General features: G+C 71.2%; 13 protein-coding genes. 6 read left to right on the top strand and 7 right to left on the bottom strand.

Annotation, left to right across the window (positions count from 1 at the left end):
- Positions 1 to 12: 12 nt before the first annotated feature.
- Positions 13 to 771: an SDR family NAD(P)-dependent oxidoreductase gene (locus ACFY0K_RS05290; protein WP_390638680.1), complete on the bottom strand. Its 759-nt coding sequence runs from the start codon at positions 769 to 771 to the stop codon at positions 13 to 15.
- A gap of 35 nt (positions 772 to 806) precedes the next feature.
- Positions 807 to 2,009: a mandelate racemase/muconate lactonizing enzyme family protein gene (locus ACFY0K_RS05285; RefSeq protein WP_390638679.1), complete on the bottom strand. Its 1,203-nt coding sequence runs from the start codon at positions 2,007 to 2,009 to the stop codon at positions 807 to 809.
- A 137-nt stretch (positions 2,010 to 2,146) separates the two neighbouring features.
- On the opposite strand from ACFY0K_RS05285, the gene ACFY0K_RS05280 reads away from it, so the two are divergent.
- Together ACFY0K_RS05280 and ACFY0K_RS05275 are read left to right on the top strand one after the other, a co-directional pair.
- Positions 2,147 to 3,079, top strand: a complete 933-nt coding sequence (locus ACFY0K_RS05280; RefSeq protein ID WP_390638678.1) for a LysR family transcriptional regulator — start codon at positions 2,147 to 2,149, stop codon at positions 3,077 to 3,079.
- Positions 3,080 to 3,192: 113 nt separating this feature from the next.
- Complete coding sequence (locus ACFY0K_RS05275) at positions 3,193 to 4,071, top strand: SMP-30/gluconolactonase/LRE family protein (RefSeq protein WP_390638677.1); 879 nt, start codon at positions 3,193 to 3,195, stop codon at positions 4,069 to 4,071.
- Positions 4,072 to 4,387: 316 nt separating this feature from the next.
- Here ACFY0K_RS05275 and ACFY0K_RS05270 read toward each other — a convergent pair whose 3' ends face one another.
- Positions 4,388 to 4,714, bottom strand: coding sequence for a hypothetical protein (locus tag ACFY0K_RS05270; RefSeq protein WP_390638676.1), 327 nt, complete (start codon positions 4,712 to 4,714; stop codon positions 4,388 to 4,390).
- A gap of 492 nt (positions 4,715 to 5,206) precedes the next feature.
- Here ACFY0K_RS05270 and ACFY0K_RS05265 point away from each other — a divergent pair, with 492 nt between their 5' ends.
- The gene (locus ACFY0K_RS05265) at positions 5,207 to 6,979 is read left to right on the top strand and encodes an ABC transporter ATP-binding protein (protein WP_390638675.1); all 1,773 of its coding nucleotides are present in this window, start codon (positions 5,207 to 5,209) and stop codon (positions 6,977 to 6,979) included.
- Positions 6,980 to 7,337: 358 nt separating this feature from the next.
- Here ACFY0K_RS05265 and ACFY0K_RS05260 read toward each other — a convergent pair whose 3' ends face one another.
- Positions 7,338 to 7,592 carry a DUF6332 family protein gene (locus tag ACFY0K_RS05260; RefSeq protein WP_351720266.1) on the bottom strand — a complete coding sequence of 85 codons (255 nt, stop codon included), beginning with the start codon at positions 7,590 to 7,592 and terminating at the stop codon, positions 7,338 to 7,340.
- A gap of 236 nt (positions 7,593 to 7,828) precedes the next feature.
- Positions 7,829 to 8,410, bottom strand: coding sequence for a TetR family transcriptional regulator (locus ACFY0K_RS05255; RefSeq protein WP_351960728.1), 582 nt, complete (start codon positions 8,408 to 8,410; stop codon positions 7,829 to 7,831).
- Positions 8,411 to 8,516: 106 nt separating this feature from the next.
- On the opposite strand from ACFY0K_RS05255, the gene ACFY0K_RS05250 reads away from it, so the two are divergent.
- Together ACFY0K_RS05250 and ACFY0K_RS05245 are read left to right on the top strand one after the other, a co-directional pair.
- Positions 8,517 to 9,713 carry an MFS transporter gene (locus ACFY0K_RS05250; RefSeq protein WP_390638674.1) on the top strand — a complete coding sequence of 399 codons (1,197 nt, stop codon included), beginning with the start codon at positions 8,517 to 8,519 and terminating at the stop codon, positions 9,711 to 9,713.
- A 510-nt stretch (positions 9,714 to 10,223) separates the two neighbouring features.
- Entirely contained in the window at positions 10,224 to 11,660 is a 1,437-nt protein-coding gene (locus ACFY0K_RS05245; RefSeq protein WP_390638673.1) for a glutamate decarboxylase, read from the top strand.
- Between the two features lie 38 nt (positions 11,661 to 11,698).
- Here ACFY0K_RS05245 and ACFY0K_RS05240 read toward each other — a convergent pair whose 3' ends face one another.
- Positions 11,699 to 13,129 carry an MFS transporter gene (locus ACFY0K_RS05240; RefSeq protein ID WP_390638672.1) on the bottom strand — a complete coding sequence of 477 codons (1,431 nt, stop codon included), beginning with the start codon at positions 13,127 to 13,129 and terminating at the stop codon, positions 11,699 to 11,701.
- A gap of 559 nt (positions 13,130 to 13,688) precedes the next feature.
- Here ACFY0K_RS05240 and denD point away from each other — a divergent pair.
- Positions 13,689 to 14,717 carry a D-erythronate dehydrogenase gene (gene denD / locus ACFY0K_RS05235; protein WP_390638671.1) on the top strand — a complete coding sequence of 343 codons (1,029 nt, stop codon included), beginning with the start codon at positions 13,689 to 13,691 and terminating at the stop codon, positions 14,715 to 14,717.
- Between the two features lie 340 nt (positions 14,718 to 15,057).
- Here denD and ACFY0K_RS05230 read toward each other — a convergent pair whose 3' ends face one another.
- Complete coding sequence (locus tag ACFY0K_RS05230; RefSeq protein WP_390638670.1) at positions 15,058 to 15,759, bottom strand: hypothetical protein; 702 nt, start codon at positions 15,757 to 15,759, stop codon at positions 15,058 to 15,060.
- Positions 15,760 to 16,004 lie beyond the last annotated feature (245 nt).

Below are 16,004 nucleotides of genomic sequence, written 5' to 3'. Positions count from 1 at the left end.
CCGGTGCCGTCGTCACTGGGCGATCTGGCCGCCGTCGACGAGCAGGGTCTGCCCGGTCATCGCGGTGCCGTCGAGGGCGACGAACGCGACGGCCGTCGCGATCTCCTCGGCCTCCAGCAGCCGCCCCATCGGGATCTGCCCGATCCACTGCGTCATCCGCTGCGGATCGTCCATCCCGACGGTGTCGAGGATGGGGGTGCGGGTCCGTCCCGGCGCGACCGCGTTGACCCGCACCCCGTACGGCGCCCACTCGACCGCGAGGGACCGCGCCAGCTGGGCCACGCCTGCCTTCGCGACGTCGTAGGCGACGTGGTACTCGGGATGGGAGCCGATGAAGGCGGCGATGGAGGAGATGTTCACGATCGAGCCGGAGCGCCGGCTCACGAAGTGCCGGCCGAACTCGCGGCAGGCCACGAAGGTGCCGGTCAGATCGACCGCGAGGATGCTGTTCCAGACGTCGTCCGACACGTCGAGGGCCGCGTCCTCGTGGGCGATGCCGGCGTTGTTGACGAGGACGTCCACGCGGTCGAAGCGCCGTACGACCTCGTCCGCCGCCCCGGCGACGGCCTGTGGGTCGGAGACGTCCAGGGGCAGGAAGTCGCCGCCCACCTCCTTGGCCACGGCAGTGCCGGTCTCCGTGTTGCGGTCGGTGACGACGACCCGTACGCCGCGGGCGGCGAGCGCCACGGCTATGGCGCGCCCGATTCCCTGGCCGGCGCCGGTGACCACGGCAACTCGTTCGTCGGTGTGCCTCAGGGGCGGCTCGGTCATCTCGTTCCCTCCGTCGGTGGCTGCGCGGGGCGTTCTCACAGGGCCTTGGCCGACCCCGCTCCGGGGATCTGCCAGCGGACACGCGCGGCCGGATCGATCGCGGTCGAGGCGCCCGGCTCCTGCGGGCGTTCCATGAGCCCTTCGCGTACGACGCTGCGCTCGACGAAGGCCTCCTGCGTCCAGGGGATGAACTCGACCAGCGGCGGCACCTCGGACAGGACCGTCCCCACGAGGTGCTGGTGGACCTGCATCATGTCGCCGGCGTGCGGCGCGAACCGCAGTCCCCGTGCAGCCGCGTGGGAGGCGATCTGCAGGAACTCGGTCACCCCGCCGACGCGGGTGACGTCGGCCTGGACGACCCGGATGGCGTCGGCCGCCATGAAGGAGGCGAACTGGTGGTAGGAGTAGATGCTTTCCCCGGCCGCCACGTCCAGTCGCGTCGACGCCTGGAGGCGCGCGTGGGACTGGAGGTCGTCGGCGTGGAACGGCTCCTCGACCCAGTCCATCGCCGCCTCCTCCAGGACGGGCATGATCTGGTTCGCCGTCGACAGGTCCCAGCGCTGGTTGGCGTCGCACATCAGGGTCACGTCGTCGCCGAGGGCCCGGCGGACCGCGCGCACGCGGCGGGCGTCCTCCCGCCAGTCGGGGCGGCCCACCTTGATCTTCACCCGGGACCAGCCGTGGTCGACGAGCGCGGTGAGGTCCCGGACGAGTTCGCCGTCGGAGAGGTTGAGCCAGCCGCCGTCCGTGTTGTAGGCCTCGACGCTCTCCCGCGTGCCGCCGAGGAGGCGCCACAGGGGCATGGCGGCCCGCTGGGCGGCGAGGTCCCACAGGGCGATGTCGACCATGGCGAGCGCCATGTGGACGACGCCCGCCCGGCCCATCCAGTGCGTGGGCAGCCAGTACAGCCGCTTCCAGGTGCCCAGGATGTCCTCCGACGAGGTGTCCAGGAGGGCGTCGGCATAATACGAAAGGATCACGTCGGAGAGGAGTTCGGGAGCGCAGTGCACGCCGGAGACACCCGTGCCGACACGGCCGTCGGCGGTGCGGATCTCGACCACGGGCACCGTCCAGTGCGCCATGGCGGCGGTGGAGTCGGCGATGGGCCGCTTCAGGGGCACGGCGAGGGCATAGGTCTCCACAGATGTGATCACCGCACCGTCGTCGCCGCGCAGGAGGTCCGCTCCGTGCGCGGACAACAGGCCGCGGGCGGTGCCGAAGGAAGTCTGATCGGTCATTGTCCCAGTCGGCCATGGCCGCGGGAACTCGTCAACGGCGAATTGCGAATACACATGATCTGCCGCGCAGATGCCCCGCCGCCGGAAGTAATTCCGAACCGGCGGCGGTACGGCCGCGCGGTGAGGAGGTTCGGTCAATGAGTCTCGAACTGGCCTGGTTGCGAACCTGGGTCGAGGTCGTGGATACGGGCGGCTTTACCCGAGCGGCGGAAAAGCTGCACTTGTCGCAACCACGTGTGTCGGCGCACATCGCGAATCTGGAGCGTGAACTCGGCTGTCTGCTTGTCGAGCGCCGTATCCGGCCCCTCACCCTGACCGACGACGGGCGCGCTCTGCTGGCCCGGGCGCGGGCGGTGCTCGCGGCGGCGGACGAACTGGTCACGGCCCGCCAGACCGACCGGGGCGACATCACGGGAACCGTCACCGTCGCGAGTTTCGCCAGCGGGAGTTCGGAGTTCCTCCCGGGGGTCATCACGGCGCTGCAGGACGAGCATCCCGGGATCCGGGTGGCGGTCCTGGACGGAGACGTGGACTTCATCGAGGCGGCACTGTCCGAGCGCCGGGTCTCGGTGGCCCTGCGCACGGTCCGGCCCGAACCGCACGACCACGCCTTCACCATGCGTCCGCTGTGGCGGGAGCCGTTCGTCATGCTCGCCCCGACCGGGCATCCCCTGCTGGAGAAGAGCGAGGTCGATCTCGCGGACTTCACGGGCCGGCGCGTCATCACGATCGGCGACCCGCTCGCCAACACGGTGGTCGGTTACGAGGCCGAGGTCGAGTTGAGCATCAAGGACCTGGTGTCGCCGAGCGGAATCGTGTCGCATCAGCCGACCACGCTCGGTGCCATGGTGCGTGCGGGGCACGGAATCGGCATCATCAACTACCTGGGTGGGGTGATGGTCCTGCGCAAGGGAATGGAAATGCGGCCCATTCGCCGTCTCAACCGGTATCGGGACGTGGGAATCTGGTGGCACTCGGAGCGGCCGCTCGGTGCGGCCGCACGGGCTTTCATCCGCGCTGCGACAAAGGCTCCGCGGCCTGACGGAACGACCGCCATTCCGCCGCTATGACAAGGGGCGGGAAATCATTCGCGGTTCGCATGCCCGTCATCCGTGAATCGCGGTTGACGATCAGGGGGTGACCGGGGTGAGGTTGGTGGAAAGCCGCAAGGATCGGAGTCGCGATGACCGCTGTCCGTACGTACTCGAATCTCGACGTGGCGGTACGCAGCGATACGTCGGACGTGGGTGAGGGGCCGGTGTTCGACCCGCGGACCGGGCATCTCCTGTGGGTCGACATCTACGGCTGCAAGGTGTACGACGACGATCTGTCCACCGGGACGCAGACCGTCACGGAGGTCGGCACGATGGTCGGCGCGGTAGCGCCCCGGGCCACGCGGGAGGGCTTCGCCGCCGCCGTGGCCGACGGGTTCGGTCTCGTCACCGGCAGCGGGCTGACGCTGGTGGACAAGGCGCTGCCCGAGCCGAACCTGCGCATGAACGACGGCAAGGTGGACTCCCACGGCCGGTTCTGGGCCGGCAGCAACGACATGGAGTTCGCGCAGGGGCTGGGCCGGCTGCACCGGTGGGACGGCGACGGGCCGAGCGTCGTCGTCGCGGACGGTCTCGTACTGCCGAACGGCCTGGGCTGGAACGCCGAGGACACCGTCCTCTACCTCGCCGACAGCTACGCCAACCTCCTCTACCGGGCCGACTTCCACGCCGAGCCGGGACAGCTCGGGCGCCTTGAGGTGCTGGCCGAGACCGAGGGGGCCGGCGTTCCCGACGGCCTTGCCGTCGACGTGGAGGGGTGCTTCTGGGTGGCCATGCACGGGGGGCGCGAGGTACGGCGGTACGACCCGGCCGGGCGGGTCGTCGGTGTCGTTCCGGTGCCTGTCCTCCAGCCGACCAGCTGCGCCTTCGGCCCTGACGGCCGCCTGTACATCACCTCCGCGCGCAACGGCCTGTCCGCCGAGGAGTTGGCCAGATCCCCGCTGTCCGGTTCCGTCTTCGTCATCGACACCGGTACACAGGGGGTCCCCGTCCGGCCGTTCCGGGCCTGACGCAACCGCCCCGGAGGACCGGGCACTTCCCCTCCGGGCGACCGACATGCACCGCGGGGGCGCCCGCCTCACGCGACGGGGCGGACGGACGACCCCCGTAGCAGCCGGTAGTTGAGTGTCCGTGGCGGTCAGCCCGTCCGCAGCCCCCTGTGCAGTGGCCGGGCAGCTCGTCGGCGGACCACCCCACGGCGGCCTTGGGCAGGGCGGCGGCGTTCATGCCCGGAGTACCGCCGTTCGGCTCGACGCCCCCCTCCAGCAGAGCCTGCAGCACCTCGGTCCGCAGCGGGCAGGCCGCGAAGTCCTGGCGGCAAGCGGGTCAGGGCGTCCAGCGTTCGGTGCAGGCCAGGCAGATCCTCGTGTTCTCCCACTTGCTCCGTGCCCGCTCCACCTCCTGATTGCGGCGGTGAGCCACGAGTCCCCACACCGCGCCTGCTCCGAGGAGGACGACGCCGGCCAGGATCTCACCGGTCACCAGCAACAGCACGCCCAGGACGGCCAGGCCGAGAGCGGGCAGCAGGTTCCTGGCCGAAGGCGCAGGCCGGGCGAAACGCTCCCGGTTCGGCGCGCTCACGGGCAGGCCGTCCACGTACAGCGACAGCAGTTGCACGTTCGACGAACCGCAGTCGGAGCTGGGGCAGTTCACGGTCAACCTCCATGCGAAATGGGCGAGTTGACCCGAGATTGCGCAGGGCGGGGATCCGCGGCAAGCCGGACGGCGGACTGTGTGGCGCAGGACACAGCACGGGGGTATCAGGGGGCACGGCAGCCCCACGGATCCACCTGGGGGGACGCCTGGCACCTACGGCTGGCGGCGTACACCCGATGTGGTCGGCGACGGCCAGTGCGACGTGGCTGTCGGCCGTGCCGGTGACGTGGGCGAGGCCGACCCGTCCGCATCGTCATCGACGACCGGACCCCGACAGACGACGAAGGCGAGGACGTCAGTCCGGACACCGCCGCCGGAGCCCTCCGACCACCAATGGCCGGGCGAAAGGCCGCCCGGCCATCCGTGACGGGGCTCTTGCCCTCCCGAAAACCCCGCGCCTGCGCCGCCCGGGCGGTGTACGGTGGCCCGCGGACCAGGGGAAAGCGGTTGCTGCAGGTCGGGGGCAGGGACAGGGGAGGATGACCGCCGATGGCGTCGACGTCGGAACGGCCGCTCGATCACCGCTACCGGGGCGAACACCCCGTCCGGACACTCGCCTATCTGCTGCGCGCGGACCGCCGCAAGCTGGCCGCGGCGGTCGTGGTGTTCACCGTCAAGCACAGCCCCGTCTGGCTGCTGCCCCTGATCACCGCGTCCGTCGTGGACACGGTCGTCCAGCACGGGCCGGTCGCCCGGCTGTGGACGTCCATCGCGGTCATCATGGCGATCCTGCTGGTCAACTATCCGCTGCACGTGCTGTACGTACGCCTCCTCTACGGCAGCGTCCGCCGGATGGGCACCACGCTGCGCTCCGCGCTGTGCACGCGGATGCAGCAGCTGTCCATCGGCTACCACTCCCGGGTCAGCGCGGGCGTGCTCCAGGCCAAGGTCGTACGGGACGTCGAGACCGTCGAGCTGATGGTGCAGCAGACCGCCGAGCAGGGGCTGGGCGCGCTGACCGTACTGACCGGCGGACTGGTCATCATCGGCGTCCGCACACCGGAGTTCCTGCCGGTCTTCCTGATCGTGGTGCCGGCGGCGACCCTGCTCGTGGCCCGGCTGCGGGCGCGGCTGCGGACCCACAACGAGCACTTCCGCCACGAGGTGGAGACGCTGTCCTCGCGGGTGACCGAGATGACGCGGCTCATCCCGGTCACCCGGGCCCACGGCCTGGAGCGCAAGGCGCTGCGCCGGATGGACGGCACCCTGAGCCGGCTGCTCACCTCGGGGATGCGCCTGGACCTGGTCAACGGCCGCTTCGGCTCGCTGGCCTGGGTCGTCCTGAACGTGATCGGCGTCGCCGTCCTGGCCGCCGCCGCGCTGGTGTCGTACTACGGCGTGTGGGGTGTCACGCCCGGCGACGTCGTCATGCTGAGCGCCTTCTTGACCACCCTCACCAACTCCACCACCACGCTGACGAATCTGGCGCCGGTCATCACCAAGGGCCTGGAGTCGGTGCGTTCGGTGGGCGAGGTGCTCCAGGCGCCCGAACTGGAGGACAACGAGGGCCGGGAGGAGGTCACCGCCGTCCGCGGGGCGGTCACGTTCGAGCGGGTCGGCTTCGCCTACGAGGACGCCGGACGTCCGGCCGTGGCGGAGTTCGGCCTCGACGTGGTCCCGGGCGAGACGGTCGCTCTGGTGGGCGCCTCGGGGGCCGGCAAGTCCACCGTGCTCAACCTCGTCATCGGCTTCATCCGGCCCACCTCCGGCCGGTTGCTCCTGGACGGCACCGACATGAGCAGACTCGACCTGCGCACCTACCGCCGGTTCGTCTCGGTCGTGCCGCAGGAGTCGATCCTCTTCGACGGCACGGTCCGGGAGAACGTCGCCTACGGCATGGATGACGAGGCCGACGAGGAGGCGGTGCGCGCCGCGCTGCGGGACGCCAACGCCCTGGAGTTCGTGGACCGGCTCCCGCACGGTCTGGACACCGTGGTCGGCGAGCGCGGCGCCCGGCTCTCCGGGGGGCAGCGTCAACGCCTCGCCATCGCACGCGCGCTGATCCGGGACCCGCGGGTCCTGGTGCTGGACGAGGCCACTTCTGCGCTGGACACCCGCTCCGAGGCGCTGGTGCAGCAGGCCCTTGCCCGCCTGCTGCGTGGCCGTACGACGTTCGTGGTGGCCCACCGGCTGTCCACGGTGCGCGGCGCCGACCGCATCGTGGTGATGGACGACGGCCGTATCCGCGAGATCGGCACCCACGAGGAACTGCTGTGCCGGGGCGGCGCCTACACCGCGCTGCACGGCGGGCAGGTGGCCTGAGGGGCGCGCCGACGCCGGCGCCGGGCCGCGGCATGGACCGAGCAGGGCAAGCGCCATAGGGGCTGTCGCCGCCCGTCGCTCGGCCGCAGCAGTTCGCCGAGGAGTTTCGCGTGCAGGCGGGCCAGACCCCGGCCTCAGTCCAGTCCCGCAGTCGCCGCCAGGCAGTCACTCCCGAGCGACCCGCAATACGATTGCGGCCAGCCCCTCCCCGTCACCATGGCGGCGCCGGCCTCCACCCTGTGGCCGCGACGGAGCCTCCGGAGCCACCCGCTGGAACAACCGCCACAGCTCGTCCGGCATCAGCCGCTCAACGGTCTCCACGTCGGCAGGCTGCCGACCTCAAAGAGAACCCCGGTGGTCAACGGCCCATCCGACGCTGCTCGTCGAACCGAAGCAGCACCCGTACCAGGCGCCACACTCCGGCCGTCGCTCCGAGCAGTGCGCCCCCCACCAGCACGCCCTTCCTCACCGAACCGGAGATGTCAAAGACCAGGGCGAGGGACAGAGCGACGGCGAAGACCGCCGCAGCCAGCGCGACGGCAGTCACCAGGGCGAAGACGATCTCCACGGTCATTGCGTCCTTTTCCCACCGCGACTCCCGCCCCATGTCCATGCTGCAAGTCTCACATCACGGTCAAGCCATGACGCCAGGGCCGGGCAGCCTCACGCTCACACTCGAAGGCGCGGCCGCCCATTGAGATGACTTCTTGATTGCACGACTCGGCGAACGTCCGCAAGCCCTCCGACAAGCCCTTGGTCGCAGACGTCCCGGCTCGGCGGCGCCGGAGGCATCGGTCGCCGTTTCCTCCTTCGCCTTGGCCGACGTCCCGCAGGGCACGTCGATGTGGTTCAGGTGGTGTCCGTGGACAGGCGTGGCTCGGCGGCCACGATCGCGCGGACGGTTTCGGTGACCAGGCGGCGGTCCAGGGGCGCGTCGGCGAACGCCCGGTGCATCGGCCAGCCCTCGATCAGTGCGTCGAGTGCGCGGGACACCCCGGGCTCGAAGTGCAGGGCGAGGCTCTCCCTGCTGCGTTCGAGCCAGGTGCGGGTCGTGGCGGAGACCGCCTCGTTGTGGTTGGCGTAGGCGTACATCTCGAAGATGAGCGTCATGTCGCGTTCCGTGGCGTAGGCCGGGCCGCAGATCAGCTCGACGACGGCCGCCTCGGCCTCTGCCGTGGAGGACGCGGACTGCAGCGTCCGCCGGTACAGACCGGACATCGTGTCGGACAGCCGGGCGAAGGCCTGGGCGAGCAGGTCCGCCATGCCGTCGAAGTAGTAGGTGAGCGAGCCCAGCGGGACGTCCGCCCGCGCTGCGATCTTCCGGTGGGTGGTGCTGTGCACGCCGCTCTCGGAGATCACGTCCAGGGCTGCATCGAGGATCCGCTCCTTGCGTCCGGGATCGTTCGGGATCTCGCGTCGTGTACCGCTCACGCCCTCAATGTGCCATGGGTTGCCCGCTCCCGAGTGTGTACAGACGTACAGGTCAGTGTGTACGGTCGTACAGACTTGTGTACGGATCCAGCTGGAGCCACCGCCCATGACCTCTGACCTCGCCCGGCGTCGCACCGCCGTCTTCGTCCTCTTCTTCGCGCCCGGGCTGACCATCTCCTCCTGGGTCACCCGCACCCCGGACGTGCGTGACCTGCTCGGCGCCTCCACGGCACAGATGGGTCTCATCCTGTTCGGGCTCTCGGTCGGCTCGATGCTCGGCATCCTGTGCTCGGGCACCGTCGTGGCCCGCTGGGGTGCCCGGCTCGTCATCCTGGCCGGCACGTCGGCCGTCGCCGCCGGTGCCGTGGTGGTCGGGGCGGGGGCCGCCGTCGGATCGGGGGCCTGTGTGGCGCTGGGCCTCGGGCTGTTCGGGCTCGGCATGGGCGGCGGCGAGGTGGCCCTCAACGTCGAGGGCGCCGAGGTGGAACGGCTGCTGGGCCGCTCCACGCTGCCCGCCATGCACGGCTTCTTCAGTCTGGGCACCGTGCTCGGGGCGGTCGCCGGTATGTGCCTGACGGCGGTCGGCTTCCCGGTCCTGGTCCATCTGCTCGTCGTGGCGGCGGTGGTGCTGGGCGCGCTCGCCCTGGTCATCCGGCGGGTCCCGGCCGAGGTGGGCCGGCAGACCTCCGCCGGACCCCGTGCGACGGGCGCGCCGCGCGCCACGGTGTGGAGGGACCCCGCGCTGCTGCTCATCGGCTGTGTCATCCTCGCGCTCGCCATGGCCGAGGGCACCGCCAACGACTGGCTGCCGCTGGTCATGGTGGACGGGCACGGCTTCGACGCCGCGCTGGGCTCGGCCGTGTACGCGGTCTTCGCCGCCGCGATGACCGTGGGGCGCTTCGCGGGCGGACGGTTCGTCGACCGGTTCGGGCGGGCGGCGGCGCTGTGCGGGAGCGCGCTCGTCGGGGCCGCAGGACTGGCCCTCGTGATCTTCGTCGACAACCAGGCGGTCGCGGCTGCCGCCGCCGTCCTGTGGGGCCTCGGGGCGTCGCTCGGGTTCCCCGTCGCGCTCTCCGCGGCGGGCGACTCCGGTCCCGGCTCCGCCGCCCGCGTCGCGCTCGCCGCGACCGTCGGCTACGTCGCCTTCCTGGTGGGCCCGCCCTCCCTCGGCTACCTCGGTGAGCACTTCGGGCTGCGGCACGCCCTGATCCTGGTGCTCGTCCTGGTGGTCGCGGCCGCCTTCGCCACACCGGCCGCCCGTGCGCGCCGGGAAGTGGGCGAGCCGGAACCGGCGGGTACCTGAGATCGGGGCCTGCCGGTCGGCCGGACGGGCACCCCGGGTGGGCCGGAGGCGAAGGCATCCCGACGCGTGTCACGGGCAGGACGGGGCATGGACACACAGCTCGTTGCCTTCCGGTTCGGCGAGGACCGTCCACGGCACGACCGCAGCCGTCCTGCTCACCGGCTGCCGACCAGACCCAGGGATGTCATCAGCAGGCCCCCGGGCAATGCCGCTCCCCCAGTGGCGTTGCCGAGGTGGGTGACGGCTCGCGCCTGTCCTGGTGGGGTTCCGGGGCCGCCGTCTCGGGGGCACACGCCGCGCTTGCGGTGAGAGCGGCGTCCCGGACCCCGTATCTCGCTCCCTTCGCCCGGCCCCGGCCACGGTCCGCCCGTATACGCGAGGGAAAATTCAGTTCATCGGTGCGCAAACCGGTCGCTGGATCGGTGTAATCGGCACAGATGCCGCACCGCTCGGCGATCTAGCGTCGGAAGTGCACGGGGGCCACACGGACCAGAAAGCACCGAGGCGCACATGCCCATCCCGGATACCGACGTCATCTCCGCGACCGACTTCCGCACCGACACCGACACCCGCATCCACACCCTTGTCCCGCCCGCCGCGGCCCAGTTCCCCGGGCCCGCCGACGAACTTCCGGCGGCGGCGTCCCCGCCCGACCTCGTGCTGCAGCAGGTGCGCGACGAACTCGCGCTCGACGGCAGCGCGCAGCGCAACCTGGCCACCTTCGTGACCACCTGGATGGAACCGCAGGCACGGCAGCTGATGGCCGAGACCGCGGAGAAGAACCTCGCGGACCGCGCCGAGTACCCGCAGATCACCGCCATGGAGGAACGCTGTGTGCGGATGCTCGCCCGGCTGTGGCACGCACCGCACCCGGAACAGGTCCGGGGCTGCTCCACCACGGGTTCCAGTGAGGCGGCGATGCTGGGCGGACTCGCGCTCAAGCGCCGCTGGCAGCAGCGCCGGCGCGCGCAGGGGAAGGACACCGCCCGGCCCAACGTGGTGATGGGTGCGAACGTCCAGGTGTGCTGGAAGAAGTTCGCCAACTACTTCGAGGTCGAGCCGCGTTACGTCCCGATGGAGCCCGGCCGCTACCACCTCACGCCCGACACCCTCACCGCCTACTGCGACGACAACACCATCGGCGTCGTCACCGTCCTCGGCTCCACTTACGACGGATCCTACGAGCCCGTCGCCGACATCTGCATGGCCCTGGACGGCTACCAGGCCGCGACCGGCACCGACATCCCCGTACACGTCGACGGCGCCTCCGGTGCGATGGTGGCCCCGTTCCTCGACCCGGGTCTGATGTGGGACTTCCAGCTCGAACGCGTCGCATCCATCAACACCTCGGGGCACAAGTACGGGCACGTCTTCCCCGGTCTCGGCTGGGCCCTTTGGCGCGGTGCCGAGGCCCTTCCGGACGACCTGGTCTTCGAGGTGGACTACCTCGGCGGCAGCTCCCCCAGCTTCACCCTCAACTTCTCCCGTCCGGGCGCCCATGTCGTCGCGCAGTACTACAGCTTCCTGCGCTACGGCTTCGAGGGGCTGCGCCGCCTCGCGGTCGAGAACCGTACGACGGCCCGGGCCCTCGCCACGCGCATCCGGGCCGCCGGGCCCTACGAGCTGGTCACCGACGGATCCGAACTCCCGGCGCTCGCCTTCCGTCTCGCGCACGGCACCCACGGCTTCACCGTCTTCGACGTCTCCCGCGCCATGCACGCACGCGGCTGGCAGCTGCCCGCCTACGCCTTCCCCGCTCCCTGCCAGGACGTCTCCGTCCTGCGCCTCGTCGTCCGTACCGGGTTCACCGCCGAGCTCGCGGGCACGTTCATCGCGGACCTGACGGAGGTCACGCGGCAGCTCCGTCTCCGCCGGTCCATGCCCGCACCGGCCGTCAAGCCCCTCGTCGTGGCGGCAGAGCCGGCGCACGCCAACACCTCCGCGTAGGCGCGGGACTTCCGCGCCCGCGGCTCTGCACGGCGTTCTCAAGCAGTCATGGGTTTCGTCGGCACCGCCGGTACACACAGCCATGCCAGGCCCACGGCGGCCAGGTAGGCCAGCGCGCCGACGGCCATGCTGACGCGCAGGCCCGTGGTGTAGTCGGTGGCGGTGGCCAGCAGACTGCCGCCGAGCGCGACGCCGGTGGCGCTGCCGATCTGGCGAGTGGTGTTGAACAGGGCGGAGGCGGCGCCCGCGTAGGCGGCGGGCGCGGCCCCCATCACCGTGGCGGTCGTGCCGGTGAGGGCGAAGGAGGTGCCGAATCCCGCGGCCATCATCGGGGCGACGAGCAACGGGTAGGCGGGGTCGGTACCTGCGGCGGCCCAGCCGGTCAGTCCGAGGGCGGCCAGGAGCATGCCGGAGATCACCAGTGGGCGATCTCCGGTACGGCGGGTCAGCCGGCCGGACAGGACGGAGGCGAACATGGTCATCGCCACCGCCGGGAACAGCGCCACCCCGGTGCCCAGGGCGCTGAAGTGGCGCTGGTGCTGGAATTCGAGGCTGGCGGTGAACACCATGCCGTAGAAGCCGAAGTTGAACAGCAGGCCGATGACGGCTCCCCCGCTCATCGCCCGGGAGCGCAGCAGGCTCGGTGGCAGGACCGGCGAGCGGGCGAGCCGCTCGCGTACCGCGAACGCCGCGGCGGCCAGGACGGCCAGGCCGAGCCCCGCGAGTACGGCCGGATCGGACCAGCCCCGGCGTCCGGCCTCGTTGAGCGCGGCGGTCAGCAGGGCGGCCGTCGCCATCACCGCGCACTGCGCCGGCCAGTCCAGGGCCCGGTCGGCGCGGCGGGGCGAGCGTGTCACGTGCCGCAGCGTCAGTACCAGGCAGGCCGCTCCGACGGGCAGGTTGACGAGGAACACCCAGCGCCAGCCGAGGGTGGAGACGAGCAGCCCGCCCAGCAGCGGACCGGCGGCGGCCGCGATGCCCGCCATCGAACCCCACAGTCCGAAGGCGCGGGAGCGTGCGGCCGTCCCCGGGTAGGCCTGTTGGAGCAGGGCCAGCGAGCCGGGCACGATCAGGGCCGCGCCGAGCCCCTCGACCAGCCGGGCCGCGACCAGGAGGGGGGCGCTCGTGGCGAGCGCGCACGCGGCTGAGGCGAGCGTGAACACCGCTACGCCCACGCAGAAGACCCGCCGGTTGCCCAGCCGGTCGCCCAACGCGCCGCCGGTGAGCAGGAGTCCGGCGAAGACCAGGGTGTATCCGTCGGTGATCCACTGGATGCCGGTGAGCGAGGCCGACAGTTCCCGGCCGATCACCGGCACGGCGACGTTGATGGCCGTCACGTCCAGGATCACCATGAAGTACCCGGCGCACACCGCGAGCAGCGGAGCCCAGGACCGCTGCCCGGGCTTCGGGGCCTTACCTGGAGAAGCCTTCGCCCCACCCTCACCGGCCGACGACTCCGCGAACGCCACGGCCCCAACTCCATCCCATCGACCGAGACACGACAACGAAAGCCACAATAAGGGACATAGTGGAGTTCGGGAGATCGCGCGGGGGCAGGTTCGCGCAACGTCCGGCAGGCGCGCCGCACGTGGTCGTGGGGCGCGGCGGAGCGAGGTGCCGGGGAGGGCCGGCCGACCGTGGTCGGCGTGTTCAAGGGGTGCGGGGCGTCCGTGTCCGGACGCTCAGGGAGGCGCCGCGAGCGCAGGGGGTCGGGCGCGGTCTCCGGCTCACCTTGTCCGTGCGCGGCGGTCGGTCCGTGCGGCAGGTGAGGATTCCCCCGCCGGCTGCGGTTTCGGCCGTTCACGGACCTGCCTGTGGTGGCTTTGCCGGGGTGCGGTTTGGCTGTTGTCCGGGCCGGGGTAGCCCGACGTCGCTGTGTGACTGTCCGGCCGACGGGAGGCGGATCGACCAAGTGGTGGTCACGGTGCGCGTGAGTCCGGCGCGGACGGGTCGCCTCCTCGGCAAGAAGGATCTTCAGCAGTCGGCCCTGTTCCGGCACCCACCGGACCGATACCGAGGAGACCACACATGAGGATCGCCGTCACCGGTGCGTTCGGGTTCCTGGGATCCCGGCTCACCGCTCCCCTCCTCGAACAGCGGATGCTCTGCGGCGCACCGATCGAAGGGCTGGTGCTCGCCGACCGCATCGTGCCCGACGACGCGGCCGGGGTGGACGATCCCCTCGTCACGGTCGTGCAAGGTGACCTGTCCGACCGGCTCGACGACCTCTTCGCCGACCCGGTCCACGTGATCTTCCATCTCGCGGCCGCCGTGTCGGCCGAGTGCGAGGAGGACTTCGATCTGGGCATGCACGCCAATCTCGACGTGACCCGCGCCCTGCTGGACGCCGCCCGCGGGCAGAGCGCTGCCGGCGGGCCGGTGCCGCGGCTGGTGTTCTCCAGCAGCCTCGCCGTCTTCGGCATCCACCCCGGCCGGCCGCCGGCGCCGCCCGTCGACGAGTTCACGCTCCCCACCCCGCGTACCAGCTACGGAACCCAGAAACTCATGTGCGAGCAGTTGATCGCCGACTGCACCCGGCGCGGCTTCGTCGACGGACGGGTCGCCCGCCTGATGACCGTGGCCGTACGCCCTGGGAAGCCGAACGCGGCCGCCTCCGGGTTCCTGTCCGCCATCATCCGCGACCCTCTCGCCGGCCTTCCGGCTACGTGTCCCGTCGACCCCGGCCTCCGTGTGGCCCTCGCCTCCCCCCAGCGCACCGTCCTCGGACTACTGCACCTCGCCGAGGTCGCCCGCGGCACCGGACCGGGACAGCTGTCCGGCTCGGCTCCGGTCAACCTGCCCGCCCTCACCGTCTCGGTCACCGACATGCTGGCCACGCTCCGGCAGGCCGCCGGAGACGCCGTTGCCGACCTGGTCACCATCGCCCCCGACCCCGCCGTCGAAGCCATCGTGGGTTCCTGGCCCGCCGCCTTCGACAACAGCCGCGCCGCGGCCCTCGGCCTGCACCCCGACCCGGACTTCGCCTCGATCCTGCGGCACCATCTCGACGACCGGGCAGCCAGTACCCGCACGGCCCACGAGCCCCCACGGCCATGACACGGCGTTCGGCGTTCCATCGGGGGCGACATGGTCACGCGCCGTCGCTCTTGGCGGACTTGGGGCATGCGGACACACCGGTCTCGCCGACGGTCCGGGTTCAGTGAGCAGTCGCTCGGGCCGAGCGGGGTTGGGCACGCAGGGCAGGCAGTCGAGCATGGTCTTCCGCTCCGGCCAGGCCCTCCACCAGGGCCAGGAACGAGAGGAGTTGCACCGGCCGACGGGCCGTGGCCGCGGCCTGCAGTTCGTGGTGGCCGTCGATGGCTCAAATCGCTGCGAGCGGTGGGCCGGGCGGCCGCGGTCGGTGCCGGGCTGCCGGCAAGGGGGCCCGTCCTGTCATCTACTCCGGGACGAGGACGGTGAGCCACTCCGCTTCGCGTGGCCGGTACCCGTAGCGGTTCCACAGCCCTGACACGATCGCCGGGACGTGGCCGGCGCCGTAGACGACGGCCACCCGGATCGGCTCGGCGCCGCGTTCCGTGTAGATCTCGCCGAGTGCGTCGAGCAACCGCTGGTCGCGCCGGTCGCTCATCGCGTGCTCGACCGGGTTGTCGGCCATCATCTCCGCTCGGTGTGTCGACGGCAGGTCCTCGACAACCTGGTCCTCGTCGAGGAAGGCGCGCGGACCGCGCACCGCGAACACCAGGCCCATCACCGGGGCCGCGAGCATGAGCAGTACGTACATCCACCGGGGCAGTGTCTTCAGGTCGGCGACCGCTTCGCCCGCGGTCACATCCGGGTTGACCACCGGCACGCCTTCGGGAAGCACCAGTCCGTCGCTCTGCTCCTGCAGGCCGTTGCGCCGCCGGCGCGGGGCGAACCGGTAGGCCAGCGTGAGGGCGCTCACCCCGGCCGATCTTCCCCGGATTCCCTCGACGACTATGAGATCGCATTCCCTGAGCCGGAGGCGGACCTGGGAGTAGAACGTCGGCGATGCCACATGCAGCATCGGGAAGATCACGAATTCGAGCGGCGTCTGCGTCCGTCTCATGGTGATCACAGCAGACCTGACGGCATAGCCGGTCACCTCGATGATCTGCATGGTCCCCCTCCACGTGGCGTCGGGTTCGCCGCACACCCGTTGCAGGACACGAAGCCGCCCCGGTCCGTGGTTCCCGGCCAGGAAGACGCGCCGGCCGTCGGTGGCGGCCTTCTTGCCGAAGGGGAGACGGCCACCCGAACTGCCGCCGGTGCACGGGGTATTGACGCACAGCTGGTCTAGTCCATACCGTCTTCAACCACCGATGGTTCAGCAGTGAAGCCATCGTTCAAGTGTGTGAACCTCTG

The organism is Streptomyces sp. NPDC001507 (assembly GCF_042894765.1).
Classification (GTDB): domain Bacteria; phylum Actinomycetota; class Actinomycetes; order Streptomycetales; family Streptomycetaceae; genus Streptomyces.
Note: the sequence above shows the minus strand (reverse complement) of the source record. Positions and strands in the feature narration are given on the sequence as shown.

What these genes read in the sequence shown, in the direction of transcription:
- ACFY0K_RS05290 (WP_390638680.1), bottom strand. Translation starts at nt 771, where the DNA reads ATGACCGAGCCGCCCCTGAGGCACACCGACGAACGAGTTGCCGTGGTC.
- ACFY0K_RS05285 (WP_390638679.1), bottom strand. Translation starts at nt 2,009, where the DNA reads ATGACCGATCAGACTTCCTTCGGCACCGCCCGCGGCCTGTTGTCCGCG.
- ACFY0K_RS05280 (WP_390638678.1), top strand. Translation starts at nt 2,147, where the DNA reads ATGAGTCTCGAACTGGCCTGGTTGCGAACCTGGGTCGAGGTCGTGGAT.
- ACFY0K_RS05275 (WP_390638677.1), top strand. Translation starts at nt 3,193, where the DNA reads ATGACCGCTGTCCGTACGTACTCGAATCTCGACGTGGCGGTACGCAGC.
- ACFY0K_RS05265 (WP_390638675.1), top strand. Translation starts at nt 5,207, where the DNA reads ATGGCGTCGACGTCGGAACGGCCGCTCGATCACCGCTACCGGGGCGAA.
- ACFY0K_RS05260 (WP_351720266.1), bottom strand. Translation starts at nt 7,592, where the DNA reads ATGGACATGGGGCGGGAGTCGCGGTGGGAAAAGGACGCAATGACCGTG.
- ACFY0K_RS05250 (WP_390638674.1), top strand. Translation starts at nt 8,517, where the DNA reads ATGACCTCTGACCTCGCCCGGCGTCGCACCGCCGTCTTCGTCCTCTTC.
- ACFY0K_RS05245 (WP_390638673.1), top strand. Translation starts at nt 10,224, where the DNA reads ATGCCCATCCCGGATACCGACGTCATCTCCGCGACCGACTTCCGCACC.
- denD (WP_390638671.1), top strand. Translation starts at nt 13,689, where the DNA reads ATGAGGATCGCCGTCACCGGTGCGTTCGGGTTCCTGGGATCCCGGCTC.
- ACFY0K_RS05230 (WP_390638670.1), bottom strand. Translation starts at nt 15,759, where the DNA reads ATGCAGATCATCGAGGTGACCGGCTATGCCGTCAGGTCTGCTGTGATC.